The sequence below is a fragment of the Streptomyces sp. NPDC001678 genome, from assembly GCF_042892945.1.
GTDB lineage: Bacteria > Actinomycetota > Actinomycetes > Streptomycetales > Streptomycetaceae > Streptomyces.
This window is the reverse complement of record NZ_JBIAUP010000003.1, coordinates 188,288-210,737: the sequence shown is the minus strand read 5'-3', so window position 1 is coordinate 210,737 and position 22,450 is coordinate 188,288. Positions and strand designations below refer to the sequence as shown.

Below are 22,450 nucleotides of genomic sequence, written 5' to 3'. Positions count from 1 at the left end.
CGGCTCCGGGGTCGCCCCCCCGGAGCCGGGGGCGGCTCACCCCTCCAGCAGCCGCTGGCCCACGTAGCCGCCCTCTTCGCAGCCGCCCGGGACGGCGAAGAGGGCGCTGGCCTCGTGACGGAGGAAGCGGGACAGGCCGTCGCCGCGGTCCAGCTTCCGCTGGACCGGGACGAAGCCCTTCAGCGGGTCCGCCTGCCAGGCGATGAACAGCAGGCCCGCGTCCGGGGCGCCGTCGTCGAGGAAACCGTCGTGGTACGAGAACGCGCGCCGCAGCATCGCCGCGCCACGGTTGTTGGCGGGCGCCGCCACCCGGATGTGGGCGTCGCCCGGGACGGCCAGCGCGCCGTCCGAGCCCACCTTGTCCAGGTCCACGCGCGTGGTCTCCGTACCGCCGGACAGCGGGGAGCCGTCGGACTTGCGGCGGCCGATCACGCGTTCCTGGCGTTCCAGCGAAAGGTTGTCCCAGCTGTCCAGCAGCATCCGGATGCGCCGGACGACCGCGTACGAGCCGCCCGCCATCCAGGAGTCGACGCCCTGCTGGTCGTCCGGTACGAAGATCTTCCGGGCGAAGTCGGCGCTCGACGGCTTCGGGTTGTTCGTCCCGTCGATCTGGCCCATCAGATTGCGGCCGGTCATCGGCTGCGCGGTCGCGCCCGGCGTGCGGTTGAAGCCGGTCATCTGCCAGCGCACCCGGGCCGCGCCCGCCGCCTCCTTCTGGAGCAGCCGCAGGGCGTGGAAGGCGACCAGCGCGTCGTCGGCGCCGATCTGCACCCACAGGTCGCCGTTGCTCCGCCTGCCGTCGAGGGCGTCGGCGGTGAAGGCGGGCAGCGGATCCAGCGCGTCGGGCCGCCGGTCCGTCAGCCCGACGCGGTCGAAGAACGTGCGGCCGAAGCCGAAGGTGACCGTCAGCGACGACGGGCCCGCGTCCAGCGCGATGCCCAGCTCGTCGCCCTGGGGCGGCCGGCCGGCCATCATCTCCGCCGCCGCGGCGGACCAGCGGCGCATCAGCGCGGCCGCGCCCCTGCGGTCGGTCCCGGAGGTGAGGTCGAAGGCGACCAGATGGCCGTGCGCCTGCGCGGCCTGGACGATGCCCGACTGGTGGGTGCCGTGGAAGGGCGCGACGCCCGAGCCGACGTCGGACAGCGGCGTGGGCTTGCCGCGCACCGCCTCGGCACCGGTGGCCCCCGCGACCCCGCCCACGATGAGCGCCGCCGCGCCGGCGGCGCCCGCCGTGCCCAGCAGCCGGCGTCGGGAGACGCCGTCGGCCGGGGCAGCGGGGGCGGCGGCCTTCGCGGCCGCGTCGCCGCCGCCGTTCGCGCCGCCGCCGTTCCCGCCTCCGCCCCGGGTGACGGGGCCGTCCTTGGCGGGACTGCCGGTGCTCTTGTCAGGAGTGCCGTTGTTCTTGCCGGGCCGCGCGCGGCCCTTCGACGACGGGCCGCCCGGTCCGGTGCCGGGGCGGGCCCCGGCACTCTTCCCTGCGCGCTTGCCGCCCGCCTTGCCGCTGATCGGGCGTGTGTCGTCCCCGGCGACTCCGCCGGCCGTGGTGTCAGTCGTGTCAGCCATCAGATGATCTTCACGTTCTCGATCTCGGTGACCTGGTCGATGTCCGAGGTCCGTACGGTCAGGGACAGCTGCCAGTCGCCGGCCATGGGAAGCCGGAAGTCCCCGGCTTTCCACCGTCCGGCGGACTGACGCTCCAGCGCGGCCCGCAGGGGACCGATCTGTTTTTCCTTCTCGGTCAAGGACAGTGTCAGCTCCGGTACGTCCACCGGGCGCCCGGACGGGTCCGTCAGAGTGACGGTGAGGGTGTTGGCGCCCGTGCGGGCGGGGTCGACGGTGACGCGGGCCGTGCCCCGTCCGTTCGCGCCGCCCGTGTCGTAGGCGATCCGCACTTCGGCGGGCCGGGCCGCGGACGGCGCGGCCGTCCGTTCCGCCGCCGCCCGGCGCTGCTCGGTCTCGGCCCGGCCGGGCTGGGTGCCGGTCAGCGCGGTGGTGACGGCGAGCACGACGACGGCGACGCCCGTCTCGGCGAGGACGGACCGGCGCAGCCCGGTGCGGCCGCTGTCCGCGTCCCGCGCGCGCCGCCCGGCGGCCTTCTCACGCGCCACCCGCTGCCGGGCGAGCTGCGCGGCCCGCACGGAATCGCCTGCCGGCACGGAATCGCCTGCCGGCACCTTCGGAGTCGCGGTGGTGGCGGCCTTCGCACCGGGCGCTGCGGCGGCGCCGGCTGCGGCTTTCGCGCCTGCGTCGGACGCCGGCTTCCCATCCGCGTCAGCCGCAGACTTCGCTCCAGCGTCGGCGGCCGCTTTCGCGCCCGTGCCGGACGTCGGCTGCGCGCCTGCGCCAGCTGCCGGCTTCCCGTCTGCGTGGGATCCCGACTTCGCGTCAGCCGTCGGCTTCGCGCCGGCGTCCGCCACTGCCTTCGTGCCCGCGCCCGCCGTCGGCTTCGCGCCGGACCCTGGCTTCGCGCCCGCCGTCGGCTTCGCGCCCGCCGCCGGTTTCGTGCCGGACCCCGGTTTCGTGCCGGACCCCGGCTTCGTTCCCGGCGTCGCCTTCGCCGCTCCCGGCCCCGGCTTCCTCCGGCCCGTCGCCCGGCCCGTCGCCCGCCTCGACTCGGACGCGTCCACGAGCCGTCCCGTCCAGCGGCGGGAGAGGAACGCGATGCCCACCATGACGGCCACCAGCCCGGCCTTCACCAGCAGCCAGCGGCCGTACTCGGTGCCCGTCAGCGCGTCCCACGAACCGACCTGCCGCCAGGACTGGTAGAGCCCGGTCGCCACCAGCACGCAGACCGAGACGAACGCCATCCGGGAGAAGCGCGCGACCGCCGCCCGCCGGATCCGTTCGCCCGACCACAGCGTGGTCAGCAGCGCCACCAGCCCGCCCAGCCACACCGCGACGCCCAGCAGGTGCGCCACGTCCACCGGCATCGCCAGCCACGCCTGGAGGCCCGCCGACGCGTGCTCGGCCAGCGCCCAGGTCGCCGCGAGGCCACCCGCGACGAGCGTGCCCCCGACGCCGAGCCCCCAGGCGATGTCCCGGCGGCGACCGAGCGTACGGTCCCCGCCGGTGCCGGGGGCGGTGCGCGCACCAGCGCCGGCACCGGCACTGTCACCGGCACCGCCGGGGGCGTACGTGCCGAACAGCACCGCCAGGAACACCGCCGCCGCGCTCAGCAGCAGCAGCCGCGACAGCAGCGCCGCCCCCGGCTTGGTGGACAACACGCCGCCCAGCAGCGACAGATCGAGGACGGAACCCATCCCCTTGCCGCTTGTGAAGGCGCCCCGCAGCAGCAACAGCGCCACCGTCGAGACGAACAGCGTGATCCAGCCGCTCACCGCGACACGCTGCACCGCCCGCGACGCGCGGCACACCCCGGCGAAGACACAGCCGCCGACGAGCAGGACGAAGCCCGCGTACGCCGCGTACCGGCCGATCGCGTAGAAGGCCGCGACGGCCGGATCGGTGCGCGTGGCCGCCGAGTCGACGGCCACGGTCGTCTTCGACGGCGCGCCGACCGAGAAGGTGAAGGCCCCGGCCACCGGGTGGCTGTCCGCCGAGACCGCCTGCCACGCCACCGTGTACGTGCCGTCGGCGATCCCGGCGCGCAGCGCGACGGTCGCGGTCCCGGACCGTCCGCCGTCGTGCTGCGGCCTGCCCTGGTCGACGCGTTCGCCGCGCGGGTCGAGCACCCGCACCGAGTCGGGGCTGAGCAGCACCCCTTCGGAGAAGGTGAGCGTGACCCGCGCGGGCGCGGTGGCCACCACCGACCCGTCGGCGGGGTCGGTGGCGGTGAGCGCCGCGTGCGCGGACGCGGTGCCCGTGCCGAGGGTCAGCACGCACAACAGCGCGACGAGGAAGGTGCCGAGGAGGGTGCCGGGACGCGACACCCCTCGAAACGTCCCGCGTCGTACGGCGGTCGGGGTCCTCATCTCCGTGTCAGCCCTTGGGGCGGTACGACGCGCTCTCGACCGGAACCTGGATCTTGATCGGTGCCGAGGTGGCGAAGCGCAGGGTGAACTCGATCTTCTCGCCCGCCTGCGGCTTGTGGCCGAGCTTGCCCAGCATCAGGTGCGTACCGCCGCGCGACAGCGTCAGCTTGCCCTTGGCGGGCACCTCCAGCTTCGCCGCGTGCTTCATCTGCGAGCCCTCGGTGGTGTGCATCGTGACGTCGGACGAGAGCGGGGTGGTGACCTCGACGAGCTGGTCGGCCTTGCCGCCGTCGTTCTCGACGGTGAAGTACGCGGCGGCCATGTCGGTCATCGCGGGCTGCGGCAGGTAGGCGCCGCTGACGGACAGCTCGGGCTTGCCGGAGGAGACGGACAGCCGGTCCTTCTCCGACTGGCAGCCGGTGATCAGCAGCAGCCCGCCGGCGAGGACGAGCGGCAGGGCGGTGGCGGTGGCGACGGTGGTCTTGTTCATCTTCTTCGGGCGCATCACGGGTTCTCCCCCTTGACGATCTTCGGGAGATCCTGGGCGTACTGGTCGGACGTGGTGGAGGCGGTGTAGATCCAGTGGCCGCCGTCGTCCTTCGGCGAGAAGCCGACGACCTCGGCGCCGTGGCTGACGGTCACGGAACCGTCCTTCTCCTTCTTGGCGGGCTCCACGAGGATGCCCAGCGGCTTGGCGGCCGCCTGGATCGTGGCGAAGTCGCCGGTCAGGCCGACTATGTCCTGGCCGCCCTGGGCGTCGAGCCACTCACGGATCCGCTTGGGGGTGTCCCGCTCGGGGTCGGTGGTGACGAAGACGACCTGGAGCTTCTCCTGGTCGGCCTTGGGCAGCTTCTTCTCGGCGGCGGCGATGTCGGAGACGACCGTCGAGCAGACGTCGGGGCAGTAGGTGTAGCCGAAGTAGAGCAGGACGGGGCGGCCCTTGGTCTCCTTGACCAGCTCGTACTTCTTGTCGGACGTGTCCGTCAGGACCAGGTCCGGCTTGGCCTTGGGGGCGTCGAGGGTGATCGCCCCGGCCTTCTTCTGCTCGCCGGAGACATCGGCGGCGGGCTTGTCGCCCCCGTCGCCGCCCGAGCCGCCGCAGGCCGTCAGGGTGAGCGCGGCGGTCGCGGCGAGGACCGCGCCGAGGATCTTGGTGCGCATGGAGTGCTTCTCCAGAGGTGGTCGGTGTCGCCGGTCCGGCAGGGCGTGTACGCCCCGCCGGACCGGCCTTCCGTGCTTCTCGCTTCTCGCTGTGCGGCGCCGCCGTCGTCAGGCGGCGGTGTCGCGGCGGCGACGCCCGGCGAGCACGCCCACGGCGGCGCCCACCACGCCGACGACGATGCCGGCGATGCCGAGGGCGCGGGCGGTGCTGTCGCTGCCGCCGTCGCTCTTCTCGGCGGTGGCGGTCACCTTCTTGTCGCTGTCGCCCTTGTCGCTGTCGCCCTTGGCGTCGTCGTGGTGGTGGTCGTCGCCGCCCGCGGCGGCACCCTTCGCGACGAGCTTGAGGACGGGAGCCGGGTGCTCGGGCTCCTCACCGCCCGGCTTGGAGGGGTCGATCCAGCGGACGACGTCGTCGTCGGAGTAGGTCTGGAGCGCCTTGAAGACCAGTTCGTCGGCGTCGGTCGGCAGCTGGCCGACGGACAGCGGGAACTGCTGGAACTGACCGGGCTCGATCTTGCCGCCGGTCCAGGTGACCTTGCTGACGGCCTCGTCGATCGACTTGCCGTGCATCTGCACCGGCTTGTCGAGCTTGGTCTTCTCGACCTTCACGTCCCACCCCGGCACGGCCTGCGGCATCACCGAGACCAGCGGGTGCTTGGGGTCGAGGGTGAGCTCCAGCTTCACCGTCGAGGCGTTGTCCTTCTCGTTGGGCACCTTGAGGGCGATGGTGCTGTAGCCGCCCTTCTCGGCGGTGCCGGGCTGCACGCTCACGTGGGCGAAGGCGGGGCCGGCGAACAGCAGCACACCACCGGCGGTGACACCGGCGACGAGGGAGGCGCGGGCGGCGCGGGCGGTACGGGTACGACGGGACGACGAGATCGAGGTCATGGGAAAACTCTCCACTGGCAGGAGCGAACAGAAGGGGATGGCGCGCATGCGGTGACAGCGCGAAACACCCTTCCCCGCCCTGCCGGGTGGTGGAAAGCGATGCGTCGTGTTGTCAGGCCGCGAGGGCGAGGCTCGGCGGCCCCCGCCTGATCACGACGTGCCGCCACTCGGCCTCCCGCGCCGGACGCTCGTCCCGCGCGGCCGCCCGCCACCGGGGCACCGCGAGCGGCTCCGCGCCCAGCGCCCGGACGAACGGCAGCAGCGCGACGGCCAGCGCCCGGACCAGCGCGGACTCCACGACCTCGCGCGCCGATTCGGCCGACAGCCGCACCAGACGCCACAGCGCGGCCTCGCCGCGCCGCAGCAGCCAGCCCAGGGCCAGGGCCGCGAGGAGATGCCCCAGCACCATGGCCGGGGAGGGCAGCAGGGCGTGGACGAACGAACCGGCGCCGCCCGCGCCGCTCGGCACGGCCGGAGCCGGAGCGTGCGCGGCCGGGTCGAGCCCGGCACCCGCGATCACTTCACGGGCCCGCGCGGCGGACATCGGCCGCTGGTCGCAGAGCAGCTGCCCCGCGAAGTCGATCAAGTGGCCGTCGGCGCCCGCCCGGTGGGCGGCCGCGGCGTCCGCGCCCCGCGCCCCGTGCTGTCCGAGCGCGAAGAGCGTGTGGAGCGCGAGCTGGCCCACGGCCAGCGCGGCCGCGATGCCCGGCAGCGAGCGCTCCCGCCCGGCCAGCGGCACGGCCACGGCGAAGACCGCCGCGCCCGCCGCGACCAGGGTCCACAGCGGCACCTTCGCGCAGGACGCCAGCACATGCCCGCCCGCGGACAGCACGACACAGACCGCGGTGAACACCGCGGCCCGGATCAGTCGCAGATCGGCGCCGGCGCGCGCGACGGGGAGAGGCATGACCGCGCCATCATCCCACCGGCCTCACGGAATCCCTACGGCAGGGTGTCCGGCTCGTCCCCCGTGCCACGACCGTCCATGATCGTCCACCACCGCCCCGTCCCATACACGCCCCCACCCGCGTGGCGCGTCGGCCGAATGAGCGGTCTCACACAGCCGACAGGCTTATGCGGCGCGCCCCGTGGCTATAGGTAACGGTATGTCGAGCCGCAGCCAGGAGGCTGAGCATGAGCATTTGGTGGTCACTCCACTTGCGGCGCGAGGCCGCGAGCGTTCCGCTCGCCCGACGGTTGCTGATCGGTGCCATGGAAACGGCCGGTGTCGACCCCGAGACCTCGTACGACCTGGCCGTGGCGCTCAGCGAGGCGTGTGCGAACGCCGTCGAGCACGGCGGTGACGCCTCCACCGGCTATCGCGTGACGGCCCTCATCGACGGCGACACCTGTCGCATCGAGGTGACCGATTCCGGACCCGGATTCGCCGAACGCCCCCGGTACCCGCGCCGCCACCCGGCCCGCGCGCACACCAGGACCCCGGCCGCCGTCCACGACGAGCACGGCCGGGGTCTTTTCCTGATCGCGTCCCTCACCGACCACGTCCGCGTCCGCAACCGTCCGGGCCGGGCCGGGGCGGTCGTCAGCTTCGACAAGATCCTCAAGTGGCGGGAGGGCGGCCCGGCGGCCGCGGCCCTTCTCAAGGCGTCCTGAAGCGTCAGCCTCCTGAAGCGTCAAGGCGTCCTGAAGCGTCAGCCTCCTGAAGCGTCAAGGCGTCCTGAAGCGTCAGCGTCCTGAACGCCTCGCCCGGACTTCGGGCAAGATCATCGGCGTCGGGCCCTCCGTACGGACGCCGGTGCTCACCCGGGCCCGACCGCGGCCTCGACGGGAGGCGGTCCGGCGTCCGACCTCCAGGAGAGGCTGGTCGTGCGCCGATGGAACTGCGTCAGCTCCGCTACTTCGTCACTGTGGCCGAGGAACTGCACTTCGGCCGGGCGGCCGAGCGGCTGCACATCGTGCAGTCCGCCGTGAGCCAGCAGGTCCGCCGCCTGGAGCGGGAGCTGGGCACCGAGTTCCTCGACCGGTCACCGCGCCACGTACGTCTCACCGCCGCGGGCGAACGCTTCCTGCCCGAGGCGCGGGCCGTGCTCGCCGCCGCCGAGCGCGCCCGGGCCGTGGCCGCCGGGCTCGGCGACGCCCGCGCCACCACCCTCCGCCTGGGCACCAGCGCCGGACTCGGCGACCACCTGGACCGGGTGCTGGAGAACCTCGGCCGGCTCGCGCCCCGGCTGGCCGTGGAACTGGTCTCGGCGCCCGCGCGGAGCCGGCTGGAACAGGTCGCCACGGGCGCCCTCGACGCCGCGTTCGTCCGGGGCGCCGAGGAACATCCCGGCGTCCGGCTGATACCCGTGTGGCAGGACCGGCTCGTCGTCGCCCTGCCCGCCCGGCACCCCCTCGCCGCCGCGCCCGACGTCGACCTCGCCGACCTGGCCGCGCTGCCCCTGCGCCTCACCGAGCGGCGCAACAACCCGCCCCTGGTCGACCTCGTCGTCTCCGCCTGCCGGGACGCCGGATTCACCCCGGTGCCCGGACCGGCGGGCTCCCTCCAGGACACCCTCGCCGCCATCGGCGCCGCCGCGCCCCTGTGGACCGTGATCTACGCCTCCCACGCCCGGCAGCTGCGCACCGGCAGGGTGGTCTTCCTGCCGGTCCGCGGCCGGGGCCTGGCCCTTCCGGCGGCGCTCGCGGTCCACTCGACCGACCCGTTCCCCCGCCTCGACGTCCTGCTGGAGGCATGCGCCGGCGCCGACGATCACGATTCGTGATCGCTGCGGGCTCCGAGTGCTCCTGGTTCGGCGGACGGCCGCGCGATGAACTGTTTCCGCACCGGTGAACGACCCGGAACCGCCGGGAACCACCGCGACTTCAGGAGGCACCCCATGCCCGTCGTGACCGTTCAGCAGGGCCCCCGCTCCATCGAGCTCAAGCGCGATCTGGTCCAGCGCATCACCGACGCTTTCGTCGACGCCTACCAGATCCCCGCCGAGGCCGTGCAGGTGTGGATCCAGGAGACCCCGGCGGAGAGCTGGGGCCAGGCCGGCGTGCTGACCGCCGACAAGTAGGCCGACAAGTAGGCGGAACGACCGAAGAGCCGCGGCCCCTCGGGGAGGCCGCGGCTCTTCGGCCGTTCTCTTCGGTCGCCCCGGTGCGGGCGCCGGCTCAGCCCTTCAGGCCGGCCATCCACGCCTCGACGTCGGCGGACGTGCGCGGCAGGGCGGCGGAGAGGTTCCGGTTGCCGTCCTCGGTGACGAGGATGTCGTCCTCGATGCGGACGCCGATGCCCCGGTACTCCTCGGGCACGGTCAGGTCGTCGGCCTGGAAGTACAGACCGGGCTCCACGGTCAGCACCATGCCGGGCTCCAGGACGCCGTCGACGTAGGTCTCCGTGCGGGCGACCGCGCAGTCGTGGACGTCCAGGCCGAGCATGTGGCCGGTGCCGTGGAGGGTCCAGCGGCGCTGGAGGCCGAGCTCCAGGACGCGCTCGACCGGGCCCTCGACCAGGCCCCACTCGACGAGCTTCTCGGCGAGGACGCGCTGGGCGGCGTCGTGGAAGTCGCGGTACTTGGCGCCCGGCTTCACCGCCGCGATGCCGGCCTCCTGGGCCTCGTACACCGCGTCGTAGATCTTGCGCTGGAGCTCGGTGTACGCGCCGTTGATGGGCAGCGTGCGGGTGACGTCGGCGGTGTAGAGGGTGTGCGTCTCCACGCCGGCGTCGAGCAGCAGCAGGTCGCCGGAGCGGACCGGGCCGTCGTTGCGCACCCAGTGAAGGGTGGTGGCGTGCGGGCCGGCGGCGCAGATGGAGCCGTAGCCGATGTCGTTGCCCTCGACACGGGCGCGCAGGAAGAACGTTCCTTCGATGTAGCGCTCGCTGGTGGCCTCGGCCTTGTCGAGGACCTTCACGACGTCCTCGAAGCCGCGGACGGTGGAGTCGACGGCCTTCTGGAGCTCGGCTATCTCGAAGCCGTCCTTGACCAGGCGCTGCTCGCTGACGAAGACGCGCAGCTCCTCGTCGCGCTCGGCGGTGACCTTGTCGGCGAGGGCCTTCTCGACGCCGGCGTCGTGGCCGCGGACGACCCGGACCGGGCCGGTGGCCCCGGCGAGGGTGCCGGTCAGCTCGCGGACGTCACGGGCGGGCACGCCCAGCAGCCGCTCGGCCTCGGTCAGGCTGTGGCGGCGGCCGACCCAGAGCTCGCCCTGGCCGTCCAGCCAGAACTCGCCGTTCTCGCGGTTCGAGCGGGGGAGGAGGTGGATCGTGGCCTCGTGGCCCTGCTCGCCGGTGGGCTCCAGGACGAGGACGCCGTCCTGGGTCTGGTCGCCGGTGAGGTACACGTACTCGGTCGAGGCGCGGAAGGCGTACTCGGTGTCGTTCGAGCGGGTCTTGAGATTGCCCGCCGGGATCACCAGACGCTCGCCCGGGAAGCGGGCCGAGAGCTCGGCACGGCGACGCGCCGTCTCGGCGGCCTGGGGTATCGGCCGCAGATCGTGGAGCTCGGTGTCGGCCCAGCCGGACTTCATGTTGTCGGCGAGCTCGGCGGAGACGGCGGGGTAGAGGCCGTTCTTCCGCTGCTTGATGGGCTCGTCACCTTCAGGGTTTTCGGGTGCGGGCTGCTCGGTCACTGGCTTTCCTCCTCGAACGGGGCCGCTTTCCATCGTATGTGCGGTGGAATGCCCTCGAGAAGGTTGTGCGGACCGTCACTCGAAGTGGGCCACCAGGAGGATGACGTCCTCCGCCGGGTCCGCCGGGTCGCCGTCCTCCGGCAGGACCGTGCGCAGCACGTGGTCCGCGATGGCCTCCGGGTCGCGCCGGGCGGACCGGGGCACGGTAGCCGCCGCCGAGCGCAGCCGGGCGAAGGCCCGGTCCATGCTGTCGCCCGCGCGGTGGAGGAGGCCGTCGCTGTAGAAGAGGAGCGTTTCTCCGGGTTCCGGTTCGATTTCCACGCTGGGCGCCTCCCAGCAGGCCAGCATGCCGAGCGGGGCCGACAGCGAGGTCTCCACGTACTCGACCCGGCCGGGGCCGACGATCAGCGGTGAGCAGTGGCCCGCCCCGGCGACGACGACCTTCCTGCCCCGGCCCTCGCCCGGGAGGGGCCCGGCCCCGGCCCCGGCCCCGGGTGGCTCGCAGTAGGCGAAGAGGGCCGTCGCCGTGCGGGCGGGCTCGGTCAGTCTGAGCAGCAGTTCCAGGTCGGAGAGGACGGCGACCGGATCCTCGCCCTCCATCACGGCGTACGCGCGCAGGGAGGCCCGCAGCCGGCCCGTCGCGGCGATCGCCCCCGGGCCGGAATCGGTGATCCCGCCGATGGCGAGCCCCAGCGCGCCCTCGGGCAGCGGCAGCGCGTCGAACCAGTTCCCGCCGCCCCGGGGCCCGGTGCGGTGGCGGACGGCGAGGCGGATGCCGGGGACCCGGGGGAGCCTGCTGGGCAGCAGTTCCTCGCGGAGGGTGGCCACGGCGTCGCGGGCGCCGGTCAGCTCGATGAGCCGGGCCAGGTGCTCGGTGGCGTAGCCGCAGTAGAGCCCGGCCAGGTGGCGCTGGCGCTCGCTGGGCTCGGCGGGCTCGTCGTAGAGCCATACGGCCGCGCCGATGCGGCCCGCGCCGGGCGGCGCGTCCGCGCCCTGGCCGGACGGCCCGGACGAGCCGGGTGGCCCGGACGACTCGGACGGTCCGGACGGCCCGGGTGGCCCGGACGGTCCCGCCGCCGACTCCAGGGGGAGGGCGTAGCTGGCGGCGTAGCCGAGGCGGGCGGCGACCTCGCGGTAGCGGGGGTCGAGGTCGTCCTCGCCCGGGATGTCGGGATGGACCCTGCCGCTCCGGTCGCCCTCGGGCGGGAGGTCGTCGAGGAGCCGTACGTACGGACCGGTGTACGGGCCTGTGTGCGGATCGGCGTACGGGCCGGTGAACGGGCCGGTGTGGGCGTGGGTCCGTGGGTCCTGGGTCGGCGGGATGGTCTCGATGTGGCCGATGTCGGCGTGGCCGAGGCCCAGGCCGACGGTGACCGGGTGGCCGGTGCCGGAGTCGGGGTGGAGGGTGACGAGGCCGCGTCCGGCGCCCACCAGGGAGGCCCCGGCGCGGAGCAGCTCGCGCAGGGCGGCGTCGAGGTCGGCGGTGCGGCTGAGCCGCTCGGTCAGCTCGTGGAGCGTGGTCAGGTCGGAGACCCAGCCGGCGAGGCGGTCCTGGAAGAGGGCGCCCGAAGCGGGCGAGGGCGGCTCGGGGGCGGTGGGGGGCGTGGGAACCGCAGGGGCCGAAGTGTGCGTGGGAGCGGGGACCGGTGGATTGATTCCGGCCACTTTCGGCGGGTGGGGGGAGGTCATGGCGATCCACCCGGGCGGGGGCGTGCGCGGCTGCCGCCGGGACCTGTCCGGGAGGCGGCCCGGGGTGGCCCGCCGGGCCCGCACGACCAGTGGGTTGGCCTGGGTGTTCCGCGCAGTAGCACCGCAAACCCCCTGTCGTGTCGCGCGCTGTCAGTGCTCCACATGTACACGCCCGGGCAAGGGGATGTCCAGCATTGGACCAGTGGGATTCATGGTGTCTGGTGAGGCTTCCGCGCCCCTCGGAGTTCCCTGAAGTTTGGCCGGAAAATAGTGCCGTGGCCCTGGAATTGCGATCGACTGGCATCGCTCCAGCAGCGCGTCACATCCACCGCGGTGGGTACGTACTCGGAGAAGGGCAGCGGCAGTTGGGGCCGCCCCGCAACCCGGCGGCGGGCCCGAGCGTCTTATCGGTCAACGGCCACGCCCATCCCCGAGCGGCGTGGGGCAACCCATGCCGCAGGCGAGGGGCGCACCGGCTCAGCACGAAGCGCCATACGCGCGCCACCCCCCGCCAGGTTTCACGCTCGGCCCGCGGCGTGATGCGCTGCGTTGTACGCGCAGTCGTGATGCGCTGTGTCGTACGCGCAGTGACTTTGATCCACGTGGTGTGCCGGTCCGGGAGCCACGGCGCGGCGCGGTCCGCGCCGAGCAGTGCCCGTAGTGCCATGTAGTCCCCTCGGTTCGCGGGGGCTACGCGCAATTTCCGTTAGTTCCAGCAGCACCGCCCAGCGTCATGTACGTGCAATACGGCCCCTGCCGACGGCAAGGGCCCACCTTCGGCGTTCACGGAAAGGAACGAGCGCTCATGCGCGAGATCCTCGGAAGGCGACGCAAGCTCTCCCTCCGGCGGGCCGGCCGGTCCGCCGTACTCACCGCGGCCCTGACCTATGCGACGGAATGGCAGTGGCCCGTGCTCCCCGGCGTCGGCCTGCGGCCCGGCATCGGCCGCGTCCGCGAGTGCGGCTGCCCCGACCCCGACTGCGCGTTCCCCGGTGCCCACCCCTTCGACCCGGGTCTGCTGGCGGCCACGACCGACGCCAGGATGGTCCGCTGGTGGTGGACCAACCGCCCGGAGGCGCCCGTGGTCCTCGCCACCGGCGGCCGGGCACCGTGCGCGGTGAGCCTCCCGGCGGTGGCCGGCGCCCGCGCGCTGGCCGCGTTCGACCGGGCGGGCGTCCGCCTCGGCCCGGTGGTGGCCACCCCCACCCGCTGGTCCCTGCTGGTCGCCCCCTACTCCCTCGAAGTCCTCGGTGAACTCCTCCACAGCCAGGACTGGGTGCCCGGGGCGCTGCGCTTCCACGGCGAGGGCGGCTACGCCGTGCTGCCGCCCTCGCCCACGGGTGCGGGCCGGGTGCGCTGGGAGCGGGCCCCGAGGCCGGCGGGCGCCACCGCCGGGCGAGGCGGACGCTCCGCTTCCAAGCGGCGGCTCGACGGTCTGGCCCGGCCCTGGCTGCCCGACGTGGCCACGGTCATCGACGTCCTGGTCGAGCAGACCGCCGGCGCCACGGGCAGCCAGGGCGGCGGCACCCGGCTGGCCCACTGAGCCCGTCCCGGGACACTCACGGCGGCCTGGCGGGCGGGGCCCGGCGGCCCGGCGGGCGGGGCTTGGCGGTCCGGGGGCGGGGCTTGGCGCCGGCCGGCGGGAGCGCGTACGGACGGGAGACGCACGCGCTCTCACTCTTCCGGGTGTAAGCGGAGGAGAGAACCGCAGGAAACGGCCGCGCGAGGCCCCGAAGAGCCGGGTCGTGCCCGTATGTTCGGGATCCGGGTCGTGCCGGGCGCTGTGACAAGGGCGCCGTCGACCCGGCGGGGCGAGGGTTCGCGCGGGTCCGTACCGGGGGTCATCGGTGCGGGGCCCTTGAGGCGTCCCGCGCCGCGAAATCCGTTCCGTGTCCCGCGGTCGCGCGCTCGAGCGCCCGTGGAGAGTTGCAGGTGGTCCCATGGTGCGTGCGTCCAGTGTTCCCGGCACGGCCGGGCAGCGCGCGGCGAATTTCCGGATGATCGCGCTCGCGAGCGCGGTGGTGCTGGCGGTGGTGCTGCCGCTGGCCGTCGCCGCGGCGGGCCCGGCGGGGGTGGCGGGCCGGGAGAGGGCCCGGGCGAAGCCGGATTCCGGGGCGGACTCCGGGGCGGCTGGCGGGGCCGGTTCCGGGGCGGATTCCGGAAAGGGTGCCGGCCGGGAACGCGCCGGCGGTGACGCCGCCCGGGCCGGGGCCCGGGGCGCGGCGGGCGGTCCGCGCCCGGCCGGATTCGGTGCGGCGGTACCCGCGCGCGGCACCCTCGGGCAGGGCGCCGCCGATGCCGGCGACCCCGCGGACCCGCTGGCTCCGGCCCTGGGCACCGGCCTCGCGGGCGCCACCCGGTGCGGTCCCGAACTCGGTTCGCCGGAGGGCGTGGAGGCCCAGACCTGCGTCCTGGAGCGGGACCGGGACACCTGGGCCCGTACGTACTACCGCAACGCGACGGGCGCGCCCCTGGTCGGCGTGCTGACCCTGATGGCCCCCGACGGCCGCACCGTGCAGGTGAACTGCGACCTCGCCGCAACCGATGATCCGGACATGTGCGAGACCCCGCACGAACGGACCGTGCGCGGACATGGCTCGTATGCGGCGGTCTCGGAGATCGCTTCGACGGAGGGGAAGCTTCTCCTCCGCTCCGGGAGCAACTCCTCGGCGCCCGAGGAGGGTTAGCGCGGGCTCGCGCGCGGGGCGCGTACGGGACGCGTACGGGACGTTCGCCTTGAGGCTCCGTGGGCGCCCCGGGGCTTGCTCCGGGTCGCCGTGGCGCCCCCTGGGCCGGCTGTGAGCCCGTACGCGCGCTGCCGCGCCCAATGAACGTACGGGGTGGGCGGCCGGGGCCGGAGGCGGCTGTTCAGGGGCCGGACAAGGGCCGGACAAGGGTCTGACAGGGGCCGGGCCGGGCGGGGAGTGCCGCGTGGCTGTCGGCGGAGCGCCGGGAGCGGGTCCGGGGCCGGGGCGGAGAGGCGCCGGAGGGCGCCGGTCGCTGCCCGATCGGGATCCGATCGACGTCCGATCGACGTCCGATCGATGTCCGGGCATGGAAACGCCCGGTCGCTGGCGACGGGGGATGCACCAGCGACCGGGCTCCTAGAACGGTAACAAGAGATCCGCGGTTCGCAAATTCGATCGTGGATTTCCGGACGCCGATTTCCGGTCTGACAGCGGGAGTTGTGACAGGAGTCACGCGGCTTGACCGGTCGTTTACCGTTCCGGGGCGCCGGAAGTGCCCCATCCGGTCCTGTTCGACGGTGCGGCCGATTCCGGGTGGGTGCCGGGGCCCGTCCGGATGACGATCACGGGAGTTCGATGTGATCGTCACCCGGCCGGTGCCTCAGCCGACCTTCAGCCGGCCTCGGTCGGCCTCAGTCGGCCTCAGTTCAGGGTGACCTGACGGCTCGTGAGGCCACCGCGGGCGCGGCGCTCGTCGGCCGTCAGCGGAGTCTCGTCGGCCAGCGCCGCCGCCAGCCGCTCCGCGAAGGCCTCCGCGGGCTTCTGCACGTCCTCCGCGCGCATCGTGGTCGGCAGGTCCCACACCGGCACGGTCAGCCCGTGGGCGCGGAACGAGCCGACGAGGCGGGTGCCCTCGCCGAGGGAGCTCGTGCCGGCCGCGTGGAGGCGGGCGAGGGCGTCCAGCAGCCGCTCCTCCGGCTCGGTCATCGCCCAGCGCAGGTGGTTCTTCTCCGGCGTCTCGCACCAGTAGGCGGAGCCGACGCCGGAGAGCCGGACGGTCGGGATCGCGGCGGCGTTGGCCCGCTCCAGCGAGGCGGCGACCTCACCGGTGGCGTTCTCCGCGTCCTCCACCCAGAACTCGAAGCCCGTGTGGACGACGGGCTCGAAGGGGGCGGCCGGGTCCAGCAGGTCCTGGAGGCGCGGTCCCTCGGCGCCGGTCCGCTCGGCGGCGACCGGGGTGCCGGGCTCGGCCTTCAGGGCGCGCAGCAGGGTGTCGGCCAGGTCGCGGCTGAGGTCGCCGGTCGCGGTGTCGTTCTGAAGCCCCAGCAGCACGGCGCCGTTGTCGCGGCGCAGGGCGGGCCAGGCCATCGGGAGCACCGTCACCAGGGTCACCGACGGCACGCCCTCCGGCAGCCCGTCCTTCAGCTTCAGCTCCACCGTCGCGGCGGGCACCAGCTCGCGCAGGGCGACCCAGTCGGCCTCGCCGGGCAGCCCCTCGAAGGGCCGCTGCACCAGCTCGACGGCGGCGTGCGTGGCGGCACGGCCGTGGCAGGCCTTGTAGCGGCGGCCCGAGCCGCAGGGGCAGGGCTCGCGGGCGCCGACGACGGGGACCACCACGTCACCGGCGTGCGGCTGGGCGGCCTTGGTCTGGGGGCGGCGCTTCTTGGCCATGGTGTGGGTGTCTCCCGATCGGTGCGTCCGGCCCGTCCCTCCCGCGGGTATGTGCGGCGCGGGCCCGGGGCCGGTCGATTTCTCGATTTCCGAGGCAGGCCGTTTACCTGCGGGCGCGAGCCTAGCGCCCGGCTGTGACGGCACGGCCGGGCGCGCGGGAGAGGTCGCGCGGGCGGGCGCGTACGCGAGGGTGGCGCTGCTGCCGGCCCCTGCCGAACACACGCGTCCGCACGTGTCCGTACGTGTCTGCGCACGTCCAACGCGCACCTAACGCACATCTACGCGCGTCGACACGCCAAGCGCACGGTGGGGTCGGCTAGGTCAGGTCGTCGAAGTCGGCGAGACCGGGGAAGCCCAGGACGCTCGTGCCGGGATCGACGCGCGTAGCGAAACCGGCGCGCGCGGAGAGCGCCGCCCAGACCGTCACCTCGCCGGTGGCGTCACGGACGCCCCAGTCCTGGGAGAGCGCGTTGATGATGTTCAGTCCGCGGCCGCCGCGCGCGGTGACCGAGGGAGTGGCCGGAAAGGGGCGGGTCGGCCCGCCGCCGTCGGTCACCTCGACCGTGAGCCTGCCGTGCCCGTCCACCCGCCAGGCGGCCCGGACGAGGCCGGGGTCGTCCGGGCCCCGGTCGCCGTTCTCACGGCTCAGCGGGCGCCCGTGGCGGTACGCGTTGCTGAGCAGCTCGGAAAGGATCAGTACCGCGTCGTCGATGACCGAATCCGGTACCCCGCCGGCACGCAATTCCTTGCGCATCCGGTGTCTCGCCTCGCCCACACCGGCTGGACCATGGGGTACGGCCATGATCGACGACGTGGGCACCTCCTGTGCCACCACCAACGCCACCCCCGAGACCTCCTTTGCCCCACGTCAGGGGATGGATGCCCCAATGGACTGGACCGGAAACCGGCCAACCTCCGCCCGGTGGGGCACTCACGACGGCCGAATACGTACCGAACGCGCCGGTGCACTCCTTGTAATGGCGCCGGAGCCTCCGGATCAGCCGAACGGCCGATCAAGTTCCGGTCCGGCCGGCGACTGCTCCCGGCCACCTCCGGCCACCTCCGGCTGTCCGGCTGTTTCCGGCTACTTCCGGCCGAGCTGGGCCAGGACGGCCTTGGGCCGGTTGGTGATGATCGCGTCCACGCCGAGGCGGACGCACAGCTCGACGTCCTCCGGTTCGTTCACCGTCCAGACGTGCACGGCGTTGCCCGCGCGGTGCAGCCGCGCCACGTAGTCCGGGTTGTTGCGGAGGATGCGGATGCTGGGCCCGGCGATCCGTACGCCCTGGGGCAGCCGGCCGTCGCGGTAGCGGGGGTTGAGGAACTGCATCAGATAGACGGTGGGCAGCGCGGGCGCCGCCGCCCGCACCCGGTGCAGGGACCGGGCCGAGAAGCTCATCACCCGTACGGGCGAGGGCTCGTCCGGCGACGGCCGGTCCAGGCCGAAGCGCTCCAGCAGGGCCAGCAGCCGCTCCTCCACCTGGCCCGCCCAGCGGGTGGGGTGCTTGGTCTCGATGGCCAGCTCGACCCGGCGCCCGGAGTCGGCGACCAGTTCCAGCAGCCGCTCCAGGGTGAGCACGGAGGTGCTCTCGCGGTCGGCGGCGAGGCCGCTCACCCGCGCCGGATCGGGGTCGGTGTCGCGGTCCGGCGCCTCGGGCTCGCCCGCCCCGGCCTTCCACGAGCCGAAGTCCAGGGCCGCGAGGTCGGCCAGCTCCAGGGTGGACACGGCCCCCCGCCCGTTGGACGTCCGGTTGACCCGGCGGTCGTGGACGCAGACGAGATGCCCGTCGGCGGTCAGCCGCACATCGCACTCCAGGGCGTCGGCGCCGTCCTCGATCGCCTTGCGGTAGGCGGCCAGGGTGTGTTCCGGAGCGTCCTCGGAGGCTCCGCGGTGGGCGACGACGTCGAGGAGGTGGCGCTCTTGGGTCACCGCGTTATGGTGCCACCGGCTGGCACAATCGCGCATGGGGGACGATTTGTCGGTAGTAAGGACCGGCGGCAGAGGTCACAGGCTCCGCTTACGGTGGCCTGACGTGCCATGGGAAAGGCTGGACTCGGACCCTGGTGATCGTGACCGGGCATGAAGAGTTTCGACAGAGGAGACAACAGTGAGCACCGAGAACGAGGGCGCCTCCGTTCCGTCCGCGGCGGAGCCGCGGCCGGAGTCTCTGGTGTCACCGCCGGCCGAGGCGTCGGCCCAGGCCGGTGTCCCGGCCGACGCGGCGGCCGGGGCGATGGCCGGTGCGATGGCCGACGAGCGGACGGCGCAGCTGCCTCCGGTCGCCTCTGGCGCGCCTACGGCTCCCGCTTCTCCTGCCTCTCCCGCCGCTCCTGTCGCGTTGGAGAAGGAGGCGCAGGCCTCCTCCGGCTCCGCCGCTCCCGCTGAGCCCGCCGCGCCCGCTGCCGAACCCGCCGGGTTCGTTGCTCCCGCCGACCCCGCCCCGGTGGATGCCGCCACCGGGTACGGGCAGACGCCCCCGCCCGCGCCCGAGGCCCAGACCGCGCAGTTCCCGGCCGGTCCGCCGCAGCCCGCGTACAACGCCACCGGCGTCCCCATGCCCGGCACCCCCGGTGCCGGCCAGTGGTACGGCGGCGCGGCGGCGCCACCGCCGTACGGCACGGCGGCCGCGCCCTGGGGCGCCCCGACCCCGCCGCCGCGGCGCGGCCGGCCGGGCGGTCTGGTGGCGGCCGTGCTCGCCGCGGCCCTCGTCGCGGGCGGCATCGGCGGCGGCATCGGCTTCTGGGCGGCGAAGGGGAGCGACGACAGCTCCACCACCGTCTCCTCCTCCGGCGACCCGAAGCTCGAGAGCCGTACGCCGGGCTCGGTCGCGGACATCGCGAGCAAGGCGCTGCCCAGCGTCGTGACCATCGAGGCGCAGAGCAGCAACGGCGAGGGCGGTACGGGCACGGGCTTCGTCTACGACACCCAGGGCCACATCCTCACCAACAACCACGTGGTCGCCTCGGCCGCCGACAGCGGCAAGCTCTCGGTGACGTTCTCCGACGGCAAGAGCTACGACGCGGAGGTGCTGGGCCGGGCCCAGGGCTACGACGTCGCCGTCATCAAGCTGAAGAACCCTTCCGGCGCCAAGCTCAACCCGCTTCCGCTCGGTGACTCCGACAAGGCGGCGGTGGGCGACGCGACGGTCGCCATCGGCGCGCCCTTCGGGCTGTCCGGCACGGTCACGACCGGCATCGTCAGCGCCAAGAAGCGCCCGGTCGCCTCCAGCGACGGCGGCAGCGGCGGCCAGGCCTCGTACATGAGCGCCCTCCAGACGGACGCCTCGATCAACCCGGGCAACTCCGGCGGCCCGCTGCTCAACGCCCAGGGCGCGGTCATCGGCATCAACTCCGCCATCCAGTCCGCGGGCAACGGCGGCGGTGGATTCGGCGGCGGCCAGGGCCAGTCGGGCAGCATCGGCCTGGGCTTCGCCATCCCGATCAACCAGGCGAAGAACGTCGCCCAGCAGCTGATGAAGGACCACACGCCGATCTACCCGGTCATCTCGGCGACGGTCAACATGAAGGACAACGTCAGTGGTGCCCGGATCGCCTCGGGCAGCGACGGCGGCAGCTCGTCCGTCACCCCGGGCGGCCCGGCCGACAAGGCCGGCCTCAAGCCGGGCGATGTGATCACCAAGCTGGACGACACCACGATCGACAGCGGTCCCACGCTCATCAGCGAGATCTGGACCCACAAGCCGGGCGACAAGGTCACCGTCACCTACGTCCGCGACGGCAAGCAGGCGACGACGGAGATCACGCTGGGCGAGCGCCGCGGCGACAAGGTGGGCTGAGGGCGGACCGGAGCCGGACCGAGGTGGGGTGGGCCTGGGCGGGTTGACGCCCGCCGGCCTGCTACATCTCGCTTTCCGGACAAAAGTCGCATAATGGCCATGTAGCACTCATCCAGAGCTCTCCCCTGTCCCGGGGAGGGCTCGCCGACCTCCACCAGGAGGTGTGCTCATGGCCAGTGGCGATTTCTATACACACGACAGGCCGGAGAATCCACGGCTGCCGGAGGACCGGCCGCGCGGTGGCAGGCCGGGAAACGCGGCGCTGGCGCATCACCCGATGCGGATTGGCACCGTCGTCCTCATCGCCTTCCTCGTGGTGCTGGTCTTCGGGATCATGCTGTTCCCCTAGAGGTGACTCGCCGTTAGGAGCGACTCGCCGTTGGGGGGGCTGGGCCGGTGCGCCAGTCGGCGCACCGGCCCAGCATCGGAAGCAGGAACGTCGCCGTGCCACCCCGGCCTGGGGCAGGGGCGTCCTGGGGCGGGAGCGGCCCGGGGTAGGAGTAGCCCGGATCAGGAGTGGCCGGACGGCCGGATCCGCGCTTCGATGCCGTCGCAGAGCAGCCGCACGCTCTGTACGAATTTCTCGTCCAGGTCGTGGGCCGAGGTCGACGCCGCGGCCACCGTCATCGGGAAGCGTTCGTGGATTTCGGCGACGGCCTGGGGCGTGACGGGCACGGCGGGCGGATCGCCCTGCTCCTGGAGCACGAATCCCGTGATGTGGCTGAGCAGCGCGTCGGCGGCGACGCCGCGCTGCCCCTCGGGCACTCCGGCTTCCACGAGGGTCTGCAACAGCCGTTCCATCAACGACAGCGCTCCGGTGCTGAGGACCTTCGGGCTGTCGGCGAACAGGGCGGCGCCACCCGGGTGTTGCCGGACGCTGTGGCGCAGTGCGACAGCCTGGGCCTCCAACTGGACCTTCCAGTCGGCCTGTTCGGGGAGGGCGGTCAGCGCGGCCGTGCCGGCCTCGTAGGCCTGGCGGGCCAGCCGGTCCGCCATCAGCTGGAGCAGGGCGCTCTTGCTGGGTACGTGGTAGTAGAGGCTCCCGGCGTGCGCGCCGAGTCGCTCCGCCACTTTTCGCATGGACAGTCCGTGATAGCCCGATTCGGCGAACACGATCATGCCCGCGTCGATGATCCGGTCCGCGGTCAGCTTCATGGGGGCAGTCTATCCACAGTTTTCAAACATTGTTTGAATTCGTCCGCCGCTGCCGCTATGGTCACTGTCATCGCAGGTCAAACAGGGGGATGGAGGCGGCGATGGGCGCGATCGTGTTCAACGTGACCACGGCGGGGCTGATGGTGCTGATGTTCAAGGCCGGTATGGCCCTGATCGGGCCGGAGACCGTGAGCCGGCGCCGCGTGCCCTGGGCCTCGGCCGGGCTGGCCGTGATCGCGATCGGCGCGGTGGTGACCCAGCTCTGCTGGTCGGGGGCGATGGACGCCTTCGACGACGATCCGAGCAAATCGGGCTGGTGGCGCGTGGTCACCTCGGTCTTCATGCAGAACGGCGGCTTCTTCGGGGCGGCGTGGAACATCGCCACCCTCGTGGTCGTCGCCGCGCTCGCGGAGTGGTTCTGGGGCGCCCCCTTGATGGCGGGCCTGTTCGCCGCGGGCATCCTGCTGCCGCAGCACATCGACGCCCTCTTCGGGCAGTCCGACCGGGCCACCGCCGATCCCCGGAACTTCGCCGGGAGCTCGGGCGCCACCTACTTCCTCGCCGCGACCCTGGCCGCCGCCCTCCTGCTGCGCGCCGGCGCTCGTGACGGCGCCCCGAAGGAGCGGCTGCTCGCGCTCGCCGTGCCCGTCGCCGGCCTGGCCCTGTGGTTCGCCCAGTCCAACGGGCACGGACTGGTGGCGGCGTACGGCTTCGTCCTCGGCGCGCTGGTCCGTGTCCTGGCCCGCCCGGTCATCCGTCCCGACCGGGACCTCCGGCGTCCCCCGCGGATGACCGTGGCCTCGCTGACGGCCCTCGTCGGCCGGCGGCCCCGGCAGGCCGGTTAGAGAAGCCGGCATTCGTACCGCTCGTACTGCTCGCACCGCCACCAACC

The 22,450-nt window shown here is 73.6% G+C and carries 19 protein-coding genes and 1 pseudogene; 8 read left to right on the top strand and 12 right to left on the bottom strand.

All coding sequences use genetic code 11. The annotated features are described in order from the left end of the window. Positions 1–36: 36 nt before the first annotated feature. The 6 genes from efeB to ACFYZR_RS07690 all read right to left on the bottom strand — a co-directional run bounded on the left by efeB (position 37) and on the right by ACFYZR_RS07690 (position 6,888). Positions 37–1,563, bottom strand: a complete 1,527-nt coding sequence (gene efeB / locus ACFYZR_RS07715; RefSeq protein WP_391906536.1) for an iron uptake transporter deferrochelatase/peroxidase subunit — start codon at positions 1,561–1,563, stop codon at positions 37–39. Continuing rightward, positions 1,563–3,890 carry a FixH family protein gene (locus ACFYZR_RS07710; protein WP_391906534.1) on the bottom strand — a complete coding sequence of 776 codons (2,328 nt, stop codon included), beginning with the start codon at positions 3,888–3,890 and terminating at the stop codon, positions 1,563–1,565. Before ACFYZR_RS07710 ends, efeB begins: the two co-directional genes overlap by 1 nt. Positions 3,891–3,939: 49 nt before the next feature. Further along, on the bottom strand, positions 3,940–4,437 hold the full coding sequence (locus ACFYZR_RS07705) for a copper chaperone PCu(A)C (protein ID WP_391906531.1): 498 nt from the start codon (positions 4,435–4,437) through the stop codon (positions 3,940–3,942). After that, positions 4,437–5,093, bottom strand: coding sequence for an SCO family protein (locus ACFYZR_RS07700; RefSeq protein WP_391906529.1), 657 nt, complete (start codon positions 5,091–5,093; stop codon positions 4,437–4,439). Before ACFYZR_RS07700 ends, ACFYZR_RS07705 begins: the two co-directional genes overlap by 1 nt. 108 nt (positions 5,094–5,201) lie before the next feature. Then, positions 5,202–5,981, bottom strand: a complete 780-nt coding sequence (locus tag ACFYZR_RS07695) for a YcnI family protein (protein WP_391906526.1) — start codon at positions 5,979–5,981, stop codon at positions 5,202–5,204. Positions 5,982–6,093: 112 nt separating this feature from the next. Next, positions 6,094–6,888 (bottom strand): hypothetical protein, encoded by a 795-nt coding sequence (locus ACFYZR_RS07690; RefSeq protein ID WP_391906524.1) that lies wholly within the window; start codon positions 6,886–6,888, stop codon positions 6,094–6,096. A 227-nt stretch (positions 6,889–7,115) separates the two neighbouring features. Between ACFYZR_RS07690 and ACFYZR_RS07685 the strand changes: the two genes are divergently transcribed. The 3 genes from ACFYZR_RS07685 to dmpI all read left to right on the top strand — a co-directional run bounded on the left by ACFYZR_RS07685 (position 7,116) and on the right by dmpI (position 9,004). Further along, positions 7,116–7,595 (top strand): ATP-binding protein, encoded by a 480-nt coding sequence (locus ACFYZR_RS07685; RefSeq protein WP_361701215.1) that lies wholly within the window; start codon positions 7,116–7,118, stop codon positions 7,593–7,595. Between the two features lie 221 nt (positions 7,596–7,816). After that, positions 7,817–8,707 (top strand): LysR substrate-binding domain-containing protein, encoded by an 891-nt coding sequence (locus ACFYZR_RS07680; RefSeq protein WP_391906521.1) that lies wholly within the window; start codon positions 7,817–7,819, stop codon positions 8,705–8,707. Between the two features lie 114 nt (positions 8,708–8,821). Beyond that, entirely contained in the window at positions 8,822–9,004 is a 183-nt protein-coding gene (gene dmpI / locus ACFYZR_RS07675) for a 4-oxalocrotonate tautomerase DmpI (RefSeq protein WP_358215953.1), read from the top strand. Positions 9,005–9,101: 97 nt separating this feature from the next. On the opposite strand, the gene ACFYZR_RS07670 is transcribed toward dmpI, so the two are convergent. Together ACFYZR_RS07670 and ACFYZR_RS07665 are read right to left on the bottom strand one after the other, a co-directional pair. Further along, positions 9,102–10,559, bottom strand: coding sequence for an aminopeptidase P family protein (locus ACFYZR_RS07670; protein ID WP_391906518.1), 1,458 nt, complete (start codon positions 10,557–10,559; stop codon positions 9,102–9,104). A gap of 75 nt (positions 10,560–10,634) precedes the next feature. Beyond that, the gene (locus ACFYZR_RS07665; RefSeq protein ID WP_391906515.1) at positions 10,635–12,248 is read right to left on the bottom strand and encodes a PP2C family protein-serine/threonine phosphatase; all 1,614 of its coding nucleotides are present in this window, start codon (positions 12,246–12,248) and stop codon (positions 10,635–10,637) included. 805 nt (positions 12,249–13,053) lie between these two features. Between ACFYZR_RS07665 and ACFYZR_RS07660 the strand changes: the two genes are divergently transcribed. Both ACFYZR_RS07660 and ACFYZR_RS07655 read left to right on the top strand, forming a co-directional pair. Then, on the top strand, positions 13,054–13,791 hold the full coding sequence (locus ACFYZR_RS07660; RefSeq protein WP_391906512.1) for a bifunctional DNA primase/polymerase: 738 nt from the start codon (positions 13,054–13,056) through the stop codon (positions 13,789–13,791). A gap of 397 nt (positions 13,792–14,188) precedes the next feature. Further along, on the top strand, positions 14,189–14,935 hold the full coding sequence (locus tag ACFYZR_RS07655) for a hypothetical protein (RefSeq protein WP_391906508.1): 747 nt from the start codon (positions 14,189–14,191) through the stop codon (positions 14,933–14,935). Positions 14,936–15,637: 702 nt separating this feature from the next. Here the strand turns inward: ACFYZR_RS07655 and ACFYZR_RS07650 are convergent. The 3 genes and pseudogenes from ACFYZR_RS07650 to ACFYZR_RS07640 form a co-directional block, all read right to left on the bottom strand. Continuing rightward, entirely contained in the window at positions 15,638–16,606 is a 969-nt protein-coding gene (locus ACFYZR_RS07650) for a DUF5926 family protein (RefSeq protein ID WP_391906505.1), read from the bottom strand. Between the two features lie 316 nt (positions 16,607–16,922). Then, positions 16,923–17,537: pseudogene (locus ACFYZR_RS07645) on the bottom strand (ATP-binding protein). Positions 17,538–17,690: 153 nt separating this feature from the next. Continuing rightward, positions 17,691–18,536, bottom strand: coding sequence for a glycerophosphodiester phosphodiesterase (locus ACFYZR_RS07640; RefSeq protein ID WP_391906502.1), 846 nt, complete (start codon positions 18,534–18,536; stop codon positions 17,691–17,693). A 304-nt stretch (positions 18,537–18,840) separates the two neighbouring features. On the opposite strand from ACFYZR_RS07640, the gene ACFYZR_RS07635 reads away from it, so the two are divergent. Together ACFYZR_RS07635 and ACFYZR_RS07630 are read left to right on the top strand one after the other, a co-directional pair. Then, on the top strand, positions 18,841–20,403 hold the full coding sequence (locus tag ACFYZR_RS07635; RefSeq protein ID WP_391907303.1) for a trypsin-like peptidase domain-containing protein: 1,563 nt from the start codon (positions 18,841–18,843) through the stop codon (positions 20,401–20,403). A 169-nt stretch (positions 20,404–20,572) separates the two neighbouring features. Then, complete coding sequence (locus ACFYZR_RS07630; RefSeq protein WP_391906500.1) at positions 20,573–20,752, top strand: hypothetical protein; 180 nt, start codon at positions 20,573–20,575, stop codon at positions 20,750–20,752. Between the two features lie 161 nt (positions 20,753–20,913). Here ACFYZR_RS07630 and ACFYZR_RS07625 read toward each other — a convergent pair whose 3' ends face one another. After that, complete coding sequence (locus tag ACFYZR_RS07625) at positions 20,914–21,558, bottom strand: TetR/AcrR family transcriptional regulator (RefSeq protein ID WP_391906497.1); 645 nt, start codon at positions 21,556–21,558, stop codon at positions 20,914–20,916. Positions 21,559–21,659: 101 nt separating this feature from the next. Here ACFYZR_RS07625 and ACFYZR_RS07620 point away from each other — a divergent pair, with 101 nt between their 5' ends. After that, positions 21,660–22,403: a hypothetical protein gene (locus ACFYZR_RS07620; RefSeq protein WP_391906495.1), complete on the top strand. Its 744-nt coding sequence runs from the start codon at positions 21,660–21,662 to the stop codon at positions 22,401–22,403. Positions 22,404–22,450: the final 47 nt, after the last annotated feature.